This is a genomic window from Hankyongella ginsenosidimutans (assembly GCF_005144965.1).
GTDB lineage: Bacteria > Pseudomonadota > Alphaproteobacteria > Sphingomonadales > Sphingomonadaceae > Hankyongella > Hankyongella ginsenosidimutans.
Genome location: NZ_CP039704.1, coordinates 391,432 through 409,924, shown reverse-complemented (window position 1 = coordinate 409,924; position 18,493 = coordinate 391,432). Strand labels below are relative to the sequence as shown.

General features: G+C 65.4%; 19 protein-coding genes and 5 pseudogenes. 13 read left to right on the top strand and 11 right to left on the bottom strand.

Annotated elements, in window-relative coordinates; all coding sequences use genetic code 11:
- Positions 1–87: 87 nt before the first annotated feature.
- From E6W36_RS20170 to E6W36_RS17455, 6 genes and pseudogenes are all read right to left on the bottom strand, one after another.
- Positions 88–704, bottom strand: a pseudogene (locus E6W36_RS20170) (PLP-dependent transferase).
- Positions 665–1,342: pseudogene (locus tag E6W36_RS20165) on the bottom strand (PLP-dependent transferase); the annotation flags it as partial. The pseudogenes E6W36_RS20170 and E6W36_RS20165, both read right to left, overlap by 40 nt.
- 131 nt (positions 1,343–1,473) lie before the next feature.
- Positions 1,474–2,325: a TIGR02186 family protein gene (locus tag E6W36_RS17465; protein WP_342776764.1), complete on the bottom strand. Its 852-nt coding sequence runs from the start codon at positions 2,323–2,325 to the stop codon at positions 1,474–1,476.
- The gene (locus tag E6W36_RS02395) at positions 2,313–3,143 is read right to left on the bottom strand and encodes a sulfite exporter TauE/SafE family protein (protein ID WP_342776763.1); all 831 of its coding nucleotides are present in this window, start codon (positions 3,141–3,143) and stop codon (positions 2,313–2,315) included. Before E6W36_RS02395 ends, E6W36_RS17465 begins: the two co-directional genes overlap by 13 nt.
- A gap of 127 nt (positions 3,144–3,270) precedes the next feature.
- Positions 3,271–3,645 (bottom strand): class I SAM-dependent methyltransferase, encoded by a 375-nt coding sequence (locus tag E6W36_RS17460; RefSeq protein ID WP_246048029.1) that lies wholly within the window; start codon positions 3,643–3,645, stop codon positions 3,271–3,273.
- Positions 3,582–4,076, bottom strand: a complete 495-nt coding sequence (locus E6W36_RS17455) for a hypothetical protein (RefSeq protein ID WP_246048026.1) — start codon at positions 4,074–4,076, stop codon at positions 3,582–3,584. The genes E6W36_RS17460 and E6W36_RS17455 overlap by 64 nt, the downstream gene beginning before the upstream one ends.
- Positions 4,077–4,372: 296 nt before the next feature.
- On the opposite strand from E6W36_RS17455, the pseudogene E6W36_RS22830 reads away from it, so the two are divergent.
- Both E6W36_RS22830 and E6W36_RS02380 read left to right on the top strand, forming a co-directional pair.
- Positions 4,373–4,921 (top strand): annotated as a pseudogene (locus E6W36_RS22830) (choice-of-anchor I domain-containing protein); the annotation flags it as partial.
- Between the two features lie 77 nt (positions 4,922–4,998).
- Positions 4,999–5,916, top strand: a complete 918-nt coding sequence (locus E6W36_RS02380) for a choice-of-anchor I domain-containing protein (protein ID WP_425459759.1) — start codon at positions 4,999–5,001, stop codon at positions 5,914–5,916.
- A gap of 49 nt (positions 5,917–5,965) precedes the next feature.
- Here the strand turns inward: E6W36_RS02380 and E6W36_RS17450 are convergent, their stop codons facing one another.
- Entirely contained in the window at positions 5,966–6,172 is a 207-nt protein-coding gene (locus E6W36_RS17450; protein WP_246048024.1) for a hypothetical protein, read from the bottom strand.
- Here E6W36_RS17450 and E6W36_RS22825 point away from each other — a divergent pair.
- Both E6W36_RS22825 and E6W36_RS02370 read left to right on the top strand, forming a co-directional pair.
- Positions 6,095–6,340: a hypothetical protein gene (locus E6W36_RS22825; protein WP_425459758.1), complete on the top strand. Its 246-nt coding sequence runs from the start codon at positions 6,095–6,097 to the stop codon at positions 6,338–6,340. The two genes, E6W36_RS17450 and E6W36_RS22825, sit on opposite strands and share 78 nt — an antisense overlap.
- Positions 6,283–7,071 (top strand): patatin-like phospholipase family protein, encoded by a 789-nt coding sequence (locus tag E6W36_RS02370; RefSeq protein WP_222873624.1) that lies wholly within the window; start codon positions 6,283–6,285, stop codon positions 7,069–7,071. The genes E6W36_RS22825 and E6W36_RS02370 overlap by 58 nt, the downstream gene beginning before the upstream one ends.
- Here the strand turns inward: E6W36_RS02370 and metC are convergent.
- The 4 genes from metC to E6W36_RS02350 all read right to left on the bottom strand — a co-directional run bounded on the left by metC (position 7,050) and on the right by E6W36_RS02350 (position 11,398).
- Positions 7,050–8,234 (bottom strand): cystathionine beta-lyase, encoded by a 1,185-nt coding sequence (metC, locus tag E6W36_RS02365; RefSeq protein WP_222873623.1) that lies wholly within the window; start codon positions 8,232–8,234, stop codon positions 7,050–7,052. The genes E6W36_RS02370 and metC overlap by 22 nt on opposite strands.
- Positions 8,235–8,251: 17 nt before the next feature.
- The gene (locus tag E6W36_RS02360) at positions 8,252–9,166 is read right to left on the bottom strand and encodes a sulfurtransferase (protein ID WP_281277423.1); all 915 of its coding nucleotides are present in this window, start codon (positions 9,164–9,166) and stop codon (positions 8,252–8,254) included.
- Positions 9,097–9,432, bottom strand: a complete 336-nt coding sequence (locus tag E6W36_RS02355; RefSeq protein ID WP_222873622.1) for a type II toxin-antitoxin system PemK/MazF family toxin — start codon at positions 9,430–9,432, stop codon at positions 9,097–9,099. The genes E6W36_RS02360 and E6W36_RS02355 overlap by 70 nt, the downstream gene beginning before the upstream one ends.
- Positions 9,433–9,694: 262 nt before the next feature.
- The gene (locus E6W36_RS02350) at positions 9,695–11,398 is read right to left on the bottom strand and encodes a DUF885 domain-containing protein (protein WP_342776909.1); all 1,704 of its coding nucleotides are present in this window, start codon (positions 11,396–11,398) and stop codon (positions 9,695–9,697) included.
- Between the two features lie 293 nt (positions 11,399–11,691).
- Here E6W36_RS02350 and E6W36_RS02345 point away from each other — a divergent pair, with 293 nt between their 5' ends.
- The 9 genes and pseudogenes from E6W36_RS02345 to E6W36_RS21545 all read left to right on the top strand — a co-directional run bounded on the left by E6W36_RS02345 (position 11,692) and on the right by E6W36_RS21545 (position 18,388).
- Positions 11,692–12,429: a metallophosphoesterase family protein gene (locus E6W36_RS02345; protein WP_222873621.1), complete on the top strand. Its 738-nt coding sequence runs from the start codon at positions 11,692–11,694 to the stop codon at positions 12,427–12,429.
- A gap of 3 nt (positions 12,430–12,432) precedes the next feature.
- Positions 12,433–13,428, top strand: coding sequence for a serine/threonine protein kinase (locus tag E6W36_RS02340; protein ID WP_222873620.1), 996 nt, complete (start codon positions 12,433–12,435; stop codon positions 13,426–13,428).
- Between the two features lie 318 nt (positions 13,429–13,746).
- Positions 13,747–13,854 (top strand): universal stress protein, encoded by a 108-nt coding sequence (locus E6W36_RS22820; RefSeq protein ID WP_222874373.1) that lies wholly within the window; start codon positions 13,747–13,749, stop codon positions 13,852–13,854.
- A gap of 63 nt (positions 13,855–13,917) precedes the next feature.
- Positions 13,918–15,220: pseudogene (gene purB / locus E6W36_RS02330) on the top strand (adenylosuccinate lyase).
- 86 nt (positions 15,221–15,306) lie between these two features.
- Complete coding sequence (locus E6W36_RS17440) at positions 15,307–15,732, top strand: hypothetical protein (RefSeq protein WP_246048013.1); 426 nt, start codon at positions 15,307–15,309, stop codon at positions 15,730–15,732.
- Positions 15,733–15,785: 53 nt separating this feature from the next.
- The gene (locus E6W36_RS17435) at positions 15,786–16,028 is read left to right on the top strand and encodes a hypothetical protein (protein ID WP_246048012.1); all 243 of its coding nucleotides are present in this window, start codon (positions 15,786–15,788) and stop codon (positions 16,026–16,028) included.
- Between the two features lie 127 nt (positions 16,029–16,155).
- Positions 16,156–17,265, top strand: a complete 1,110-nt coding sequence (locus E6W36_RS17430; RefSeq protein WP_246048009.1) for a hypothetical protein — start codon at positions 16,156–16,158, stop codon at positions 17,263–17,265.
- Between the two features lie 27 nt (positions 17,266–17,292).
- A pseudogene (locus E6W36_RS22815) lies at positions 17,293–17,593 on the top strand (pirin family protein); the annotation flags it as partial.
- A gap of 69 nt (positions 17,594–17,662) precedes the next feature.
- On the top strand, positions 17,663–18,388 hold the full coding sequence (locus tag E6W36_RS21545) for a pirin family protein (protein WP_342776908.1): 726 nt from the start codon (positions 17,663–17,665) through the stop codon (positions 18,386–18,388).
- The last annotated feature ends 105 nt before the right edge of the window (positions 18,389–18,493 follow it).

The window sequence follows — 18,493 nt, the reverse complement described above, 5'->3', positions numbered from 1 at the left end:
TGCGCGCTATACCGGGATGCCCTGCGGGAGACAAGTATAAAGACATCTTTATGTGTTTATTTACTGTGCCGCCAACAGAGGGCCGGATCAGATCGCGGCCAACGCCTGGTCGAGGTCGGCGATCAGATCGTCCGGGTTCTCGATGCCGACCGACAGGCGGATCATGGCGTCGGTGACGCCGAGCCGGTCCCGGCTTTCCTTGGGAACGCCCGAATGGGTGGTCGACGCCGGGTGGGAGATCAGCGACTCCGTACCGCCGAGCGAGACGGCCAGTTTGATGACCTGCAATCGATCGAGGAAGCGAAACGCCTCGGGCTCGCCGCCTTCACATGGAAGGAGAAGGTGGAGCCGGGTGCCTGGCACTGGCGCGCAAACACGGCGCGGCGCGGGTCGGCGTCGCTCAGGAACCCGAGGTAGTTGACGCTGGCGATCTTGGGGTGGCTGCGCAGATAGCCGGCAATGGCGTTCGCGTTCTGATTGGCGCGCTCCATGCGCAGGCTCATGGTCTCCATCGAGCGCATGATCATCCAGGCCGTGTTGGGATCAAGCTGCGTGCCGAGCGCGCCGCGGAGCTGCTTGATCGGCCGGACCATGTCTTTTGAGCCCGTCACGCCGCCGGCCACCAGATCAGAGTGGCCGCCGACATATTTGGTCAGCGAGTAGATCACAATGTCTGCGCCGTGCGCCAGCGGGCGCTGGAACACCGGCCCAAGGAAGGTGTTGTCGATGGCGACCGGCGGGCGATAACCGCCCTGCGCCTGGCCGATTTCGTCGGCGATCTTTTCATCAGCGACAGGTCGATCAGACCGTTGGTCGGGTTGGCCGGGCCTTCGGTCATGATGAGGCCGATGCGGCCCTGCGCCATCGCCTTGGCGACCGCGGCGCGCACGTCCGCCTCCGAGCAGCCGTCGTCGAAGCCGATGGCGGTGATGCCGAAATTCGGCAGGGTCTTGAGAATCAGGGTCTCGGTGCCGCCGTAAAGCGGCTGCGACATCAGCAGCACGTCGCCGGGGCGCAGATAAGCCCAGAAAGTGGTCGAGATCGCGCTCATCCCGGAGGAGAACACCGCGGCAAGCTCCGCACCGTCCCACAGCGCCAGCCGATCCTCGAGCACTTCGAGATTGGGGTTGTTGAAGCGTGAGTACACCAGGCCGGCAGCGGTGCCGACGGGCGGTTCGCGGCGGCCGGCTGTGTAGTCGAAGAAGTCCTTGCCCTCCTGCGCCGACTTGAACACGAACGTCGACGTCAGGAAGATCGGCGGCTTGAGCGACCCCTCGGACAACAGCGGGTCATAGCCATAGCCCATCATCTGGGTTTCCGGGCTGAGCACATGATTGCCAAGCGTGCGCTTGTGATAACTGTCGTATGACATGTCGAATATCCCTGGATCTCTGATTATGGTGGCAAGCTTAACCGCTTTCCGCTGCGATGAGCAGGGGAAACAAAATTTCTGTGTTGTGGAACGATGTTGGTTCAGCGCCGGAACGCCACCGCCGCCAGCCAGCCGAGAGACAGCGCCAGCGCCACCGCTGTCAGGCCGTATGTCAGAGGGTGTTCGTGCGCGATGCCGAAGACCCAGCGCTCGAAGCCGATCTTGCGCACCGTGACCGGGGTGCTGGCATAGGCGAGCAGGTCGCCGCGGTCGAACAGGTAGACTTCGCCGCGATAATCGCCCTCCGGCACGCGCGCCGGCAGATGCAGCGTGGCGCTGAACAGCACATTGTCGACCGTGCGGACATTGCCAGGCGCTTCTATGAACAGCCGGTTGCGCTGCTGCAGCGCGATCAGCCCTTGCTCGAACTGGCGCAGTTCCTCAGGCGAACGCGCAGTCTCGGACGGGGAGAGGTGCACATAGCTCAGGCCCAGACCGAAAATCGCCGCCGTCTGCTCGGACATCATCTCGCGGATCGGCCGCGTGCTGGCGACGCCGTAATAGCCCGGAGCCGTCTCGAAGCGCGCCGATTTGGTATTGAGCCAGACGCCTGCAACCTGCTGCTTCTCGCGGATGATTACAGGCGCGGACGGGCCGCGGACCACCACGACGATGTCCGGGTTTTCCGGCAGCGGCTTGCGCCCGGCCCGGATCGCGCCGAACAGTTGCAGGTCGACGCCGGCGAACGAATAGGCGATGTCGATGCCCGGCTGGAACAGATCGATCACCAGCCGGGCGTCCCGCTGGGCGAGCGCCGGCGTGCTGATCAGCAGCAGGACGAGCAGCAGCGCCTTCATTGCGGCCTGCTGCTCAAGAGAAAACGGCTGTTGCGGCTTTATCGTCAGCTGGAAGCCGATCTGCAGCGCCACCATCAGCACCATCAGCCCGAGCATGGCGCGCAGTTGCTCCGCCTTGATCCTGAGCGCCAGCCGCGCGCCGAACTGGCGCCGACGACCCCGCCGATCAGCAGCAGCAAGGCCAGCACCACGTCCACGGTCTGCGTGTTGAACGCATGCAGCATGGTGACGGCGGCGGTGGTGAAGATAATCTGGAACAGCGACGTGCCGACAACCACGGCTGTCGACACGCCGAGCATGTAGATCATCGCCGGCACCAGCAGAAAGCCGCCGCCGACACCCATGATCGCCGTCAGCATGCCGACCACGGCGCCCATCAGCAGCGGGCCGATGGGGCTGACATAAATGCCGGCGCGGTGGAAACGCATCGGCCAGGGCAGCTTGTAGGGCCAGCCGTCGTGCTTGCGTCGCCGCCGGACCGGTTGCGCGCGCGTTGCCCTGACCATTGCGGTGATGCTTTCCGCGACCATCAGCCCGCCGACGCTGCCGAGCACCAGCGCGTAGGAGATGGCGATCACGAAATCGATCTGGCCGATCGCCTTCAGCCACTTGAAGATGAAGGAGCCGATCGCCGAGCCGAGCAGGCCGCCGATGACCAGGATCAGACCAAGCCGGGCGTCGACGCCTTTGCGCCGCCAATGGGCGATGGCGCCGGAGACCGAGGCACCGGTGATCTGGGTTGAGGCGGAGGCAACCGCGATCGAGGGTGGTATGCCGTAGAAGATCAGCAGCGGTGTGGTGAGGAAGCCGCCGCCGACGCCGAACAGCCCGGACAGCATGCCCACGACCGCCCCGAGGCCGATGATGACCAGAGCGTTGACCGACTGTTCCGCGATTGGAAGGTAGATGTCCATGGGCGCTGCCGGAGAGGGCGGATACCAGACTTCGATAGTTGATCCCGCGCCTCTCGTGCACCCCAAATACGCCGTATTTTTTGAATGTGCGCGCCTTTATGTCATGCCGCGCCACTGCGACATGGCCTTATGGCTTCACGAACCTGAGCGTCATGCGGTCGGACTCGCCGATGGCGAGATATTTGTCCTTGTCCTTGTCGCCAAGCTGCAGGGTCGGCGGCAGGGTCCAGACGCCGTTCGGCCAGTCCGCCGTATCCTTCGGGTTGGCGTTGATTTCGGACTTGCCGGCGAATTTGAAGCCTGCGTCCTCGGCCAGTTTGATCAGTTCCGACTCCTTGATGTAGCCGGTGAGTTTCTCCGGCCGTGCGCGGTTCTCCGGCAGCCGGTGCTGCTCGATGCCGAGAATGCCGCCAGGCTTCAGCGCATCGAAGTAGAGCTTCATCGCCTGCGGGCCGTTGTTGCTGTAAATGCGGCCATGCATGTGGCGGAACAGCACCACCATATCGGCTGTGCCAGGCTGCACGCCGAGCACGCCCTGGACCGGCGCGTAATCGACCACCTCAACCTTGTCGTAGACCTTGGGGTCACTGCCGAGTTTGGTGAGAATGGTGCCCAGACCGGCCCGTCCCGGACCATTTCGGGTCCCGGAGCAACCACCAACTTACCCGTGTCGCGCAGGTAAGGCGCGAGGATTTCCGTATACCAGCCTTCGCCCGGCGAGATTTCCACCACCGTCATGGCCGGTTTGATGCCGAAGAAGGCCAGGGTCTCGGCCGGATGACGGTATTGGTCGCGCGCCTTGTCCTCCGCGCTGCGCTGCGCGCCGCTCAGGGCCGCGCTCAGCCCGGCATCGGCCTGCGCGACGGCGGGCGCGCTGGCGGCGACGGCAAGTGTAAGGCCGGCGGCAAGCAGACTTTGGAAAAATTTCGCCATGGGACTCCTCCGGTGGTTTTATGTCTTGAAGCGTACTTTCTTTAAAGGCCGCCTCGCGCCTTGACTACCCGCCCGCCAACGGCCTGCCGTGCTTGCCGGGCCACTGACCAGAGTCGCTGGCGGTTGCCGCAGCAATCTTGGTTACGCTGAAGACGAATTTCGGTTCGTCGCGCGCAATACTGGCCGAATTTGTGCCAATCTGAAGCATCCGAACGCTTTGACGCGGAAATAATATGAAGTTTTCGTGACAACCTCGACGCGGCCTAAATGCGCTTTAGATACGGCGGCGTCACACAATGGTTAAGGGGATTACAACGATGAAAATATTTGCATCTTCCGTCGCCTTGCTTGCTGCCGGCTGGGCCGGCGAAGCCTCGGCACTCGCGTTGCAGGCAAGCCAGGTTTACAATGCACAGTCTGCAACCACCTCAGAGATCGTCGCCTTTGAAGCGGACACCCAGCGGATTTACGTTGCCGCTGGCCCGGTTGTAGAAGTGCGCAATGCCGTAAACGGCGCTCTCATCACGACCTTGACGCCGCCGGCCGGCTTCGGCGGCGTTAACAGCGTGGCGGTCAAGAACGGAAGGCTGGCCGTCGCGGCGGACGCTGCGACCCGCACCGATCCGGGCGGCGTGTTCTTCTATAACACCGGCAATCTCGCTGCCTCGCCGAGCATTGTGCAGGTCGGCGCGGTGCCGGACAATGTCGTGTTCACCCCGGATGGCTCGCGGCTTCTGGTCGCCAACGAAGGCGAGCCGAATTCCTACGGGCAAGTGAACAGCGTGAACCCGGAAGGTTCGATCAGCGTCATCGACGTGGCGACCCTGGCCGAGCAGAAGGCGACCTTCACGAACTTCACCGCCCAAGGCCTGCGCGACGCGGGCGTCCGCATCTATGGCCTGGTGCCACTGCGGCCCAGGATCTGGAGCCGGAATATATCGCGGTCTCGCCGGATGGCACGAAGGCTTATGTCACCCTGCAGGAAAACAACGCGCTTGCCATCGTCGACCTCGTCGGCGCGTCACCCACCGTTCAGAGCATTGTTTCGCTTGGCGTCAAGAACAATGGGCTGGCCGGCAATGGTTTTGATGCGTCGGACCAGAACGGCAACGGGCAAATTCAGACCTACGCCAACATTCGCAGCTTTTACACGCCGGACGGCATTGTTGCGGTCGAGAAGAACGGCAGCCTGCTGCTGATCACGGCCAACGAAGGCGATGTGCGCTCGTCTGACGATTTTCCGGGCTTTAACGAGACGGTTCGCCTCGGCCAGGCGGCCCCGCTCAACAGAATCAATGTCACCACCACGCCGGGCATCACGGACGTCGAGGCGGGCGTGAACTATGTCGCCGGCGCTCGCTCCTATTCGATCTGGGACCAGAATGGCACCCTGCTGTTCGATAGCGGCGATGAACTGGAGCGGATCATTGCAACCCAGTTCCCGCAACTCTGGGCAGATGGCCGTTCGGATGACCGCGGACCGGAGCCGGAAGCCGTGGAAGCCGGCTGGGTTGATGGTCGTCTCGTGCTCTTCGTGGCTGCCGAGCGCTTCGGTGGCATCTATGCCTTCGACTTGACGGATTTTTCGGCAGACAACGTGGTGCGACCGTTGTTTCTGGGCTTGATCGCCAACAGCTCGGTTCTCGATCGTCCGGAAGGTCTCGAGTTCATCTCGGCGGCAGAAAGCTTTGACGGAAACGCCTATCTCGCCATTGCGAACGAGCAGAGCAACAACACGTTGCTCTATCGCATCTCGGTCGTGCCGGAGCCGGGCTCGATCCTGGCGCTTGGCGCGGGCCTGATCGGCCTCGGCGCGCTCGCCCGTCGCCGCAAGGCTTGATGGCGACAAAAGCGCCTTAGGGTCAGTCGACAGAAAATGGCGGTTGCCCTCAGCCGGGGCAGCCGCCATTTACATGGTGCCAGAGCAGGAGAGCGCCATGCAGACCAAGGCCATCAACCTCGCGCTTCAGGGCGGCGGCAGCCACGGCGCTTTTACCTGGGGCGTCCTCGACCGCTTCCTGGAAGATGAGCGTCTGACCATCGAGGCGGTCACCGGTGCCAGCGCAGGCGCGATCAATGCCGTGGTCATGGCGCACGGGATGGCGACTGGGGTCCGGGTGGCGCACGCGTGGCGCTGGAGCAGTTCTGGACCCGGATCGGCGTCATCGGCAACAGCTCCCTGTTCCAGCGCAGCTTTGTCGACCGCATGCGCGGTAGCTGGAGCATCGACAATTCGCCGGCTTTCACGGCGTTCGACATCATGACGCGGCTGGTCTCGCCCTACGACCTCAATCCGCTGAACCTCAACCCGCTGCGCAAACTGATCGAGGATATCGTCGATTTCGCGGCGATCCATCACTGCGGCCGCATGAAGCTGTTCATCTCTGCCACCAATGTGCGCACCGGCCGGGTGAAGGTATTCAGCCAGTCGCGGCTCACGGTCGACAAGGTGATCGCCTCGACCTGCCTGCCGCTGGTGTTTCAGGCGGTCGAGATCGACGGCGAATATTACTGGGATGGCGGCTACATGGGGAACCCGCCGCTGTGGCCGATGTTCTATTCCTCTCGCAGCCGGGACCTGGTGATTGTCGAGATCAACCCCATCGAGCGGGAGGAAGTCCCGCGCACAGCGCATGAAATCCTCAACCGCCTGAACGAGATCACTTTCAACAGCTCGCTCATCAACGAGCTGCGCTCGATCGAGTTCGTCGGCCGGCTGGTCGATGAGGGCGCGCTGGACGGCGACCGCTATCGCAAGTTTCTGGTCCATATGATCCGGGGCGGGCACGACATGTCCGCCCTTGGCGCCGCGAGCAAGTTCAACGCCGAGCTGGAGTTCATCCAGCATCTGAAGCAACTCGGCCGCGCGGCCGCCGACGCCTGGCTGGAGCGAAACTTCAATGACATCGGCGTCAAGGGCACGATCGACCTGTCGCCGATGATCCGCGTGCCCCGTCCGGAAGTCGTGCAGCCTCAGGTGACGGCGGCGGAGTAGCGCTGCAACCCGGCGTCGAGGTCGGCGATCAGATCGGCCGGGTCCTCAAGGCCGATGTGCAGGCGCACCAGCGGCCCGCCCTCGTCCGGCCATGGGTCCGCCGTGCGGATGCCGGCGAGGCGCACCGGCAGGATCAGGCTCTCGTAGCCGCCCCAGGAAAAGCCCATCTTGAACAGCTTCAGCCCGTCGACCAGGGCCGCGAGATCGGCCCGTTCGCCGCGCCTGAGCTGCATCGCGAACAGGCCGGATGCGCCGCTGAAGTCGCGCTGCCAGAGCGCATGGCCGGGCGCGCCGGGCAAGGCCGGGTGCAGCACGCGGGCGACTTCTGGATGCCCCTCCAGCCAGCGTGCGACCGCGAATCCGTTGGCATGATGTCGCGCCAGCCGCACATCGAGCGTGCGCAGGCCACGGAGCGCCAGCATGGCGTCATCCGGGGCGGCACAATACCCGAAGTTGTGCACCGCTGCGGCAAAGTCCTTCCAGAGTTCGGGCGTGGTTGTCGCAGCGCCGAGCAGTGCGTCCGAATGGCCGACGACATATTTGGTCAGCGCCTGCACCATGACATCGACGCCGTGCGGTAACGCCTTGAAGTAGAGTGAGGTCGCCCAGGTATTGTCCATCAGCACCAGCGCGCCGGCCTTGTGCGCTGCCTCAGCCAGAGCCGGGATGTCCTGGACCTCGAAAGTCAGCGAGCCGGGGCTTTCCGTGAACACCGCACGGGTGTTCGGGCGCAGCAGCGGGGCAATATCCGCGCCGGGTGCATAATAGGTCGTCTCGATGCCGAGCGCCTTCAGCCGGCGATCGCACAGCGTCCGGGTCGGCTCGTAGACGCTGTCGACCATCAGCAGATGGTCGCCGCATTTCAGGACCGCGAGCAGGGCACCAGCAACCGCCGCAAGGCCGGACGGAAACAGCTTTGCCGCCGGCGCTGGCTCCATCTGCGTCAGCGCCTCTTCCAGTGCCCACTGGGTCGGCGTGCCGCGCCGGCCGTAATAGAGGCCGGATGACGGGTCGCGCACACGGGCGTCCATTTCTGCCAGCGTGTCGAAAATGCAGGTCGAGGCGTGGTAGACGGGCGGGTTGACGACGCCATGGGTCCACTCGGGCCGGCGACCGGCGTGGATCAGGCGGGTCGCCGGGGCGAAGTTTTCGTCGTTACTCATGCATGTGGTATCGGGGTTCAGGCCCCGATGGCAACTGGCGTATCAGGCTGGGCACCCCACTCGGTCCAGGCACCATCGTAAAGCGCCATCCGATGCCCGAGCTGGTGTGCCGCGAACACCAGGGTCGCAGCGGTCACGCCCGAGCCGCAGGTGGCGACGGCGGGCCTGGCCGGATCGACGCCGATGGTGGCGAAGGCGGCGGCGAGGCCAGCCTTGTCCTTGTAGGTGCCGTCGGCGTTGAACAGGTCCGTGTAGGGCAGATTGAAGCTGCCGGGGATGTGCCCGGCGCGCAGACCCGGCCGCGCTTCCGGGACTTCGGCGCGGAACCGGGGCCGCCGCGCGCATCGACGACCTGCTCCGCCCTGGTATCCACATTGGCGCGCATGGCACCGAGCGTGCGCACGGCACCGGCGTCGAGTGTGAGGGCCGGGGCGGGACCCGAAAGCGGTGTGGGCGGTCCGGCGTCCAGCGGGCCCCTCGGCGCGCCACTTGCCCAGCCCGCCATCGAGCACGGCGACCGATGCGAACCCGAAACGCTTCAGCATCCACCAGCCCCGCGCTGCCGAGCGGACGTCGGAGTCATCATACACGACTAGGCTTTGCCCGGGCGCAATCCCGTTCAGCGCGCACCAGGCGGCGAGCACCTCGGCCGGCGGCAGCATGTGCGGCAGGCTGCTCGTGGTATCCGCGACCGCATCAAGATCGAGAAACACCGCGCCGGGGATATGCGCTGCGGTAAACTCAGCATGCGCGCTTCGTCCGGTCGCCGGCAGGTGCCAGCTACAGTCGATGACCCGCACGGACCCAAGGTTGTCAGCCAGCCAGGCGCTCGAGACGAGGATCCAAGAGCATATGCAAGTCCTTATGAAATCTTGAAGTCGATTGCAGCCGCGACTTTCGTTCGGTCCTCCTCGGCGAGCGTACCGATACAATGCACAGCATGGGCCTCGATCGTCGCGATCTTTGCGGTGCGTACGATGCTCGGCAAGCGCAAGCCTGCGATCTCTAGCGCTTCAATGTCAACGTCGCCGTGCCAGCCGCGATGGTCTGCACTCGTGATCATCAGCACCCAGAGCAGCGTTGCGACCGGTGTCTCGAAACTGCGGACGACAAGCGCGGGCCGCCACTGCGGCATTGCCTGTTCGACATGCGGGTATCGCACGAGTGCGACGTGGCCAAAGCGCCAATCACGGCTCAAAATCTGCACCAGGCTCTTGAAGATGGGCGAAGGCCTTGGCGTCTGCATCCGTCGACCACTCGCTGAAGAGTGCGAACGGGTCGTCAGCGGAAGACGGGGACGCCTTTGTGATGATGACCCGGTCCCGCTCAATCCGGTATTCTAGCACATCGCCCGGCGCGACCTTCAGTGCCTTGCGGACCGCAAGGGGATGGTGGTCTGACCTTTGCTGGTTATGCTGCTTGAAACCATGTTCATAGGGTAAGGAATTTCCTTACCTGCGTCAACTGCGGCCCTTTTCCGCCTCGATCCATTCGTCGATGTGGGTCTCCAGCACCGAGAGCGGCACCGCGCCATTCTCCAGCACGGCATCATGGAAGCGGCGGATATCGAACCTCGGCCCGAGCGCTGCCTCGGCGCGTGTGCGCAGCGCGCGGATTTTCAGCTCGCCAACCTTGTAGGCGAGCGCCTGGCCGGGCCAGGTGATGTAGCGATCGACTTCGGCGGTAATGTTGTGCAGCGAGAGCGCGGTGTTCGCGGCCATGAAATCAATGGCCTGCTGGCGGCTCCAGCCCATCGAATGGATGCCGGTATCGACGACAAGACGGCAGGCGCGCCACATTTCGTAGGAGAGCCGGCCGAAATCCTGGGCCGGGGTCTCATACAGGCCGACATCCAGCCCAAGGCGCTCCGAATAGAGTCCCCAGCCTTCGACGAAGGCCGTGAAGAACACCGCGTGCCGACGGAACAGCGGCAGATCGAGTTCCTGCTGCAGGGCGATCTGATGGTGGTGGCCCGGCACCGCCTCATGCATGGTCAGCGCAACCAGCTCGTAGAGTGGGCGCTGGTCGAGCTTGGTGGTGTTGACGCGGTAGACGCCGGCGCGTCCCGTCTCCGGCGAACCGGGCTCGTAATAGGCCGTCGTGGTGCCTTCGGCGATGTCGAGCGGGATCGGCTTCACCGTATAGGGCAGGCGCGGCAGACGGCCGAACAGCTTGGGCATCTCGCCGTCGATGCGCTTGGCGAGCGCGCCCGCGTAGCGCAGCAGATCGTCCGGCGTTTTCACATAGAATTGCGGGTCGGTGCGCAGGAATTCGACATAGGCCTTGCGGTCGCCCTGGAAACCGGACTTGCGCACAACGTCATCCATTTCGGCGCGGATGCGCGCGACTTCCTGCATCCCCAGCTCATGAATCTGCTGCGGTGTCATGTCGGTCGTGGTGAAGAGGCGCGCCCGGTAGGCGTAGTAAGCCTGCCCATCCTTCTGGCGCAGCGCGCCCGGCAGCTTCTGGCACTTGGGTGCATATTCGGCGCGGTAGAACGCCAGTTCCTGCTGAAGCGCCGGGATCACCTGGTCGCGGATCGCCGCGAGTCCTTCGGATTTGAGCGCGGTCCAATCCGCATCCGATATGGCGGCAGGCTTGGCGGCGAACGCCTGCGCCAGCGCCGACTTGGCTGGATCGTCGACGATATGGGTTTCGATCGATTTGTCGAAGCCGATCATCGAGTCGCAATACTGCATGTAGCCACCCTTGATGGCAGCGCGGGTCGTCTCGATGATCTGGCCGTTGAGGCGCGGGTAATCCTTGAGGCGCGCGACATAGCTCTGATAGTCCGCCAGCGTCTTCAGCGGCACGTTTTCCGCCAGGCGCATGAGGGAGATGTGCCAGCCTTCCCGGTTGGTGAACAGAATGGCGCGCTGGCCGAACCGGTCGCCCTCGATCTGGTTGCGCAGGTCGAGCAGCAGGATGCCGCGATTGACACGGTCCGCAGCGCTGAGACCTTTGGGATCAATGGCCTGCAGACGGTCGACCAGGGCCTGCGCCTCGCGGGTCTGTCGATCCATGCCAGCCAGGCTCGCGTCGCCGAGGGTCATGTCATAGGTGTGAACGCCGAGGTCGCTGGCCTGCACCGGGCTGTTCGAGAGGTACCAGGCCCAATGGTCGTCCAGAACCTTGCGCAGGTCGTCGGCGGGTGCTGCCTGCACTGCGGACAACAGACCGATGCTGCACGCAGCAGCGAGCAAAAGCGCTTCATATGCTTCCCACGAGAGCCTGATCGGTTGAGGCGGAAAGCACGATTGCTTCAGCCGATGGCGTGAATCAGGCTCTTTTCAAAATTAGACCATGATTCACGTTTCAGATCGATTCAATCTGAAACGATCAAGGTCTGGCTGAATTCTCGGCAGGCACTCTGCAACAGGCGGAACCGTTCAGCTAGCCCAAAGGCTAAAAGCCAGCGCCGGTCATTCGCACTATAGCGATGGGCGGGGAGACAAAGATGCTGATCGCCATTCTAGCCGACCTGCACGCCAACCTGCAGGCGACACAAGCGGTTCTGGACCATGCCCGCGCCGTCGGCGCTGGCCGCTATGTCGTCCTTGGGGATATCGTCGGCTATGGCGGCGATCCCGGACCAGTGCTCGATATCGTGACGGGGTTGGCCGAGGATGGCGCGCTGGTGCTGCGCGGCAACCATGACGACATGGCCAGCGACCCGCGCAAGGAGATGAATGCGCAAGCCGCGTCCGCGGCGTTGTGGACGCGAAGTCAGTTAAGCGGCAGCCAGCGCCGCTACCTTGAGCATCTGCCACTGACGATCGAGGATGAAGATCGTTTGTATGTGCATGCGGATGCGGCGGCGCCGGAGCGCTGGCGCTATGTGTTCGACGCCGAATCGGCGCTGACCAGCCTCAATGGCACCACCCAGCGCATGGTGTTCTGCGGCCATGTGCACATGCCGATGGTCTATGCGCTACAGCCGAGCGGGCGCATGCTGCCGTTCGCGCCGACGCCTGGAAAATCCGCGCCGCTGTTGGCGCACCGGCGCTGGCATGTGGTCCTGGGTTCGGTCGGCCAGCCGCGCGACGGCAATGCCGCAGCCTGCTATGCACTCTACGATACCCGTCGCCATGAATACCGGCTTGAGCGGGTCGCATATGACGTTGGGGCCGCCGCGCGCATCCGCGCCGCCGGGCTGCCGGACATGCTGGCGGAGCGGCTGTACTCCGGGAGGTGATCCATGGGCGCGCAGGCAGGCAAACCATTGGAGGCCGGCGTCGAGATCGACGGGTTTCTGGTTGGCGAGCGGCTGCACCGGGGCGGCATGGCGACCATCTGGGATGTCCGCCACCCCGACATCACCGCGCCGCTGGTGCTGAAGGCGCCGCTGATGTCGGAAGGGCAGGACCCGGCGGCGATTGTCAGCTTCGAGATGGAGATGATGATCCTGCCGCGCCTCAGCGGCGCGCATGTGCCCAGAGTGCATGCGGTCGGCGATTTCATGCGCCAGCCCTACATCGTCATGGAACGGATCGCGGGGCAGTCGCTGTATCCGCGGATCGAGTCCCTGCCGCTTCCGATCGAAGACGTGATCGCCATCGGCTCGGCGACCGCCTACGCGCTGGAAGACATCCACCGTCAGGACGTGGTGCATCTGGACATCAAGCCCTCGAATATCATGATCCAGCCCAGCGGTACGGCGGTGCTGGTCGACTTCGGGCTGGCGCGCCACGCGGACCTGCCCGACCTGATCGCCGAGGAATTCCGGCTGCCCTACGGCACCGCGCCCTACATCTCGCCGGAGCAGACCTTCGGCGTGCGCGGCTATCGGCGTTCGGATATCTTCGCGCTCGGCGTGCTGCTCTATTTCTTTGCGACCGGTGAGCGGCCGTTCGGCGACCCGCAGAGCCTGAAAGGCCTGCAACGCCGCTGGTGGGACGACCCGCGTCCGCCGCGCCAGCGCCGGCCGGATCTGCCGCCGTGGCTGCAGGAGGTGATCCTGCGCTGCATCGAGCCGGACCCGGAGCGCCGATACCCTTCGGCCGCGCATCTGGCGTTCGATTTGCGTCATCCCCGGCAGGTATTGCTGACCGAGCGGGCACACAAGCTGACGCGCGACAGTTGGTTGGTCCGGCGCAGCCGGCGCGGCGAGCGGGCGCGCCTGGCCTTGCACAGCAAAAGTCTCGCGACATCAAGCGCGCCAGTGCGCCGATCGTCGCCGTCGCCGTGGCCCTGAACCAGAATGCGCCGGCGCTCGACAGCGCGCTGCGACAGGCACTGGTGCGCGTGCTCGATGCCTACCGGACTCCCGGCTCGCCTGCCTCAACGTGCTGCGCCAGAGCGCACTCAAGGCCGACGACACGCTGGATGAGGCCGGGCGCAACAAGCATGCGCACCGGCTGGCCGAACTCGCCCACTGGGCTGAGCCGCTCGACCTGCCGCCGGAGCGGATCACCTTCCATGTTCTGGAAGCGATGAACCCGGCCGAAGCGTTGCTCGACTATGCACGCATGAACCATGTCGACCACATCGTCATGGGGCCCGCGCCGAGTCGCTGGGACGTCGGCTTCTCGGCAGCGTCTCCGCAGAAGTCGCAGCGCATGCACCCTGCACGGTGACCGTCGTGCGGCCCCGCGGCCTTGCCGCGGACGATACCGGCTGACCCTCGCCCTTGCAGCGATCCGGTGGCGATGCTAGCGCCAGCGCCTTCATCCGGAGGCACCCCATGATTCCCCGCTACGCCCGCCCCGCCATGACCGCGCTCTGGGAGCCGGAGGCGCGGTTCCGCATCTGGTTCGAGATCGAGGCGCACGCCTGCGATGCGCTGGCCGAGCTTGGCGTCATTCCAGCCGATGCGGCAAAGGCGGTCTGGGCGCGCGGCAACTTCGACGTTGCGCGCATCGACGAGATCGAGCGCGAGGTGAAGCACGATGTCATCGCGTTTCTGACCAGCCTGGCCGAGCATGTCGGGCCGGAGGCGCGCTTCGTCCACCAGGGCATGACCTCGTCCGACGTGCTGGATACCTGCCTGAACGTGCAGCTCGTGCGCGCCGCCGATATCCTGCTGGAAGACATCGACGCCCTGCTGGAGGCGCTCAAGCGCCGCGCGTTCGAGCACAAGCTCACCCCACCATCGGCCGCAGTCACGGCATCCACGCGGAGCCGACGACCTTCGGCCTGAAGCTTGCGCAGGCCTATGCCGAGTTCAGCCGCTGCCACGCCCGCCTGGTCAATGCCCGGACCGAAGTTGCGACCTGCGCCATCTCCGGTGCGGTCGGCACCTTCGCCAACATCGACCCGCGCGTCGAGGAGCATGTGGCGGCAAAACTTGGCCTCGAACCCGAGCCGGTCTCGACCCAGGTGATCCCGCGCGATCGCCACGCCATGTATTTCGCGACCCTTGGCGTCATCGCGTCCTCGATCGAGCGCCTCGCGGTCGAAATCCGCCACCTGCAGCGCACCGAAGTGCTGGAGGCCGAGGAGTATTTCGCGCCCGGCCAGAAGGGGTCGAGCGCCATGCCGCACAAGCGCAACCCGGTGCTGACCGAAAACCTGACCGGGCTGGCCCGCATGGTGCGCGCCTATGTGACGCCGGCGCTGGAGAATGTGGCGCTCTGGCACGAGCGCGATATCTCCCACTCCTCGGTCGAGCGCTACATCGGGCCGGACGCGACCATCACGCTGGATTTCGCGCTGGCCCGTCTCACGGGGTGGTCGACAAGCTGGTCGTCTATCCGGAGCGCATGCAGGCAAACCTCGACCGCATGGGCGGGCTGATCCATTCGCAACGGGTGCTGCTGGCGCTGACCCAGGCGGGCGCCAGCCGGGAGGATGCGTACCGGCTGGTGCAGAAGCACGCCATGCGCGTGTGGGAGGCAGACGGCAAGCTGAGCCTGCTCGCCCTGCTGCAGGCCGATCCGGAAGTGACAGCGCTGGTCGATGCGGAAGCGCTCGCCGGCCTGTTCGACCTCGGCTATCATCTGAAGCATGTGGATACGGTGTTCCAGCGCGTCTTCGGCGCGGCCTGATGGCCTTCCCGCAATGACGACGGCGCTTTTGCTTGCGCTGCTGCGCTTGGCGGCCGATACCCCGGCGGGATGACGGGAGGACGATCATGCGCATCCTGCTGGCGGTGCTGCCATTGATGCTGTTTGCCGGAACTGCACAGGCCGAGCCTCTTGCGTTCCGGATCGATGCCGCCGGGTCAATCGATGCTTTCTATCAGGACGGGCCGGTCGCCGCGCATGTGGTGCTAACGGCTGCGCCGTCGCCGCGCCTTGTGGTTGCGTTTCCCGCTGGCAACAGTGGTGTTGCCCTGTGGTTGGCAGGGGCGGCAGCACAGTGGCGGCTTACCAGCGATCCCCGCCCGGTCAGCGAGGGCCGTTTCCATGGCGTGACCTTCGAGGTGGGCATCGACACGCCACAGTTGACGGTGCGCCAGGCAGCGCTCGGCAATGTGCGCACGCTGCGGGACTTTGAATATACCGGGCAGGTTCCAGCCCGCTGGCCGCGGCGTCGCAGGTCGGCCCGGCGGACATAAGCTGGGCGCGCGACCGGCTGGATGGACGCCCCGGATACCGCCTGCGCGTCGAGGTGCTGAACGGCGCGGTTGCGGGTGGTGCGCAGCCGGTGCTGCAGGCGACCGCTCCGCTGCGGCTGCGGGTGACGGCACTGACCGCCGAGACGCCGTTGACGCCGTTTGCGCCAGAAGATCTGCTGACGGACGCCGCCGCGCCCGACCCGATGCTGCGCAACATTCTGCGCTTCCTCAGCACGCGCGAGAATTTCTCGCCGGCTCCTGGCGCTTCAATACCTATTTCGGCCGCGACACGCTGATGTCCGTGCGACTGTTGATGCCGGCCCTGCAGCCTCAGGCGATCGAGGCGGGACTGCGCGCCGTGCTGGCGCGCCTGAATGCGGCGGGCGAGGTGGCGCATGAGGAAGACGTCGCGGATTACGCCTTGTGGCGACGCCGGGAGGCGGGCGAGCCGCTGAGCGACGCACCGATCCTCGACGAGAAGATGATCGACGACGATTTCATGCTGGCGCCGGTCGCGGCGGATTATCTGTTGCAGGCACCGGATGCGGCGGCGTTCCTGCACCAGACCGCACCCGACGGCACACCGATGGGGCGCTGCTGGCGCGCAACCTGCGCTTCGTGCTCGGCGCGACCCAGCCGTTCGCACAGGCCCTATTGGAATGCACTGCTGGCGTTGAAGCCGGGGAGAAGGCCGGCGACTGGCGCGACAGCCAGGAGGGATTGGGCGGCGGGCGCTATTCCTACAGCGTTAACGGCGTACTGGCTCCGGCCGCGCTCTATGCGGCGGCGCGGCTGGCTGAGAACGGCCTGCTCACAGAGTTCGGCATCGACACCGCTTTCGCTGATGCCGCAAAGCAGGCTGCAGCGGTGTGGGCGCGGGAAGCGCCCAGGCTGTTCCGCGTGCAGCGGCCGGCGGCGCAGGCGCTCGATGAAGCCAAGGCGCTGGCTGTCAGTGAAGGCCTGCCAACGGATTTGCCGCCGCTTGACCGGGATGTCTTGTTCCATGCGGTGGCGCTCGATGGGCGTGGGCGGCCGATTCCGGTGATGAACTCGGATGAAGGGTTTGCGCTGTTGTTCCTGGATCCCGATGCAGATGATCTGCAGGCCATGCTGCACAGCGTGATGCAGCGCTACCCGCTCGGTCTGATGAGCGAGGCCGGGCTGCTGGTCGCCAATGCCGCCTACGCGACGCCCGGCCTGCAGCCACTGTTCGATGAAACCCGCTACCATGGCGCAGTCGTCTGGTCCTGGCAGCAGGCGTTGCTGGCGGCGGGGCTCAAGCGGCAGTTGGCGCGTACCGACCTGCCGGCCGAAGCGCGGCTGATCCTGCGACAGGCCGAGGCCGATCTGTGGCGGGTGATTTCCGCAACCAAGGACCGGCAGGCAGCGGAACTATGGTCCTGGCGCTACGCGGACGGGCGCTTCGTGGCGGAACCCTTCGGCCAGCGTACAGGCGACAAGGCGGAGTCCAACGCAGCGCAACTTTGGAGTACGGTGTATCTGGCGGTGCGGCCGCCTGACGCAGGGCGGTAAAGCTCGAACGCCAGCAGGAGACAACCCATGAATGCGCTTGTCCAGCAGGTGATTGAAGGCCGCGCGCGCGACCTTGGAGACGGGTTCATCGTCGCGCGCATCCTGCCCTATGCGACACGGCGCATGGTCGGGCCGTTCGTGTTCCTCGACCAGATGGGGCCGGCTGTTCACGCGCCCGGCCAGGGGCTGGACGTGCGCCCGCATCCGCACATCGGGCTGTCGACCGTCACCTACCTGTTCGAGGGCGCGATCGAGCACCGGGACAGCACGGGCCCGGCAGGTGATCCGCCCCGGCGACGTCAACTGGATGACTGCAGGGTCGGGGATCGTCCACTCCGAGCGCACGCCAGCACCGGAGCGCACGCAGGGCCAGCGGCTCCATGGCCTGCAGGCCTGGGTGGCGCTGCCCGCGCACGCCGAGGAAACGGACCCGAGCTTTCACCACCACCCGGCGGCGACCTTGCCGTCGATCACCCTTGACGGCGCGCGGCGCACGCTGATCGCGGGCAGCGCGTTCGGTGCTGAAAGCCCGGCGAAAATATGGTCGCAGATGTTCTACATCGATGTGGAGGCCGAGGCCGGTGCGACCGTCGCCCTGCCGGACGACCATGCGGAGCGGGCAGCCTATATCGTCAGCGGCGCACTGGCGCTGGACGGCCAATCCTACCACGCCGGGCAGATGCTGGTGCTCGCGCCCGGCGCGCGCGCGATCCTGCAGGTGACGGCGCCGTCCCGCATCGCCTTGCTCGGCGGTGCGCCGTTCCCGGAGCCACGCCACATCTGGTGGAACCTGGTCTCGAGCCGGCTGGAGCGGATCGAGGACGCCAAGGCCGCCTGGCGCGACCAGCGCTTCCCGGCTGTGCCCGGCGAGACCGAGTTCATCCCCTGCCGGCGGCGTGAAGCCGGCGCGCGTTACCCATCAGTCAGCGCGGCGGCGCAGTGGCCGTGTTCTCCCCATCCGCCAGGCGGGAGGGGAGGCTGTGTGCAGCAGGCGTACGTCTGGCCTTGTTGCCATCGATCAGGCTCTCGGGCAGGGGAACGACCGGCGCTTATCTGTCACGGGCATCCGGGGCTGGACGACTTGTGGGGTTGGTCAGGTCAAGTCGCGTCCAGACTTGTCTGATGCTCCGGCCTTCCCGTCCGCTTCGGGTGTGACTCCAGGCGGGGACCGCCTGCACGGACTTTGCACGGGACACGTGCCCCAGTTGGCCGCGAGCGGTAGATGCGA

Bases quoted from the DNA above. Each gene is read 5' to 3' on its own strand.
- E6W36_RS17465 (WP_342776764.1), bottom strand. From the start codon at position 2,325: ATGCTCGGGCTGATGGTGCTGATGGTGGCGCTGCAGATCGGCTTCCAG.
- E6W36_RS02395 (WP_342776763.1), bottom strand. From the start codon at position 3,143: ATGGACATCTACCTTCCAATCGCGGAACAGTCGGTCAACGCTCTGGTC.
- E6W36_RS17460 (WP_246048029.1), bottom strand. From the start codon at position 3,645: ATGGTGGTGCTGTTCCGCCACATGCATGGCCGCATTTACAGCAACAAC.
- E6W36_RS17455 (WP_246048026.1), bottom strand. From the start codon at position 4,076: ATGGCGAAATTTTTCCAAAGTCTGCTTGCCGCCGGCCTTACACTTGCC.
- E6W36_RS02370 (WP_222873624.1), top strand. From the start codon at position 6,283: ATGCGCGGTAGCTGGAGCATCGACAATTCGCCGGCTTTCACGGCGTTC.
- metC (WP_222873623.1), bottom strand. From the start codon at position 8,234: ATGAGTAACGACGAAAACTTCGCCCCGGCGACCCGCCTGATCCACGCC.
- E6W36_RS02345 (WP_222873621.1), top strand. From the start codon at position 11,692: ATGCTGATCGCCATTCTAGCCGACCTGCACGCCAACCTGCAGGCGACA.
- E6W36_RS02340 (WP_222873620.1), top strand. From the start codon at position 12,433: ATGGGCGCGCAGGCAGGCAAACCATTGGAGGCCGGCGTCGAGATCGAC.
- E6W36_RS17440 (WP_246048013.1), top strand. From the start codon at position 15,307: ATGCGCATCCTGCTGGCGGTGCTGCCATTGATGCTGTTTGCCGGAACT.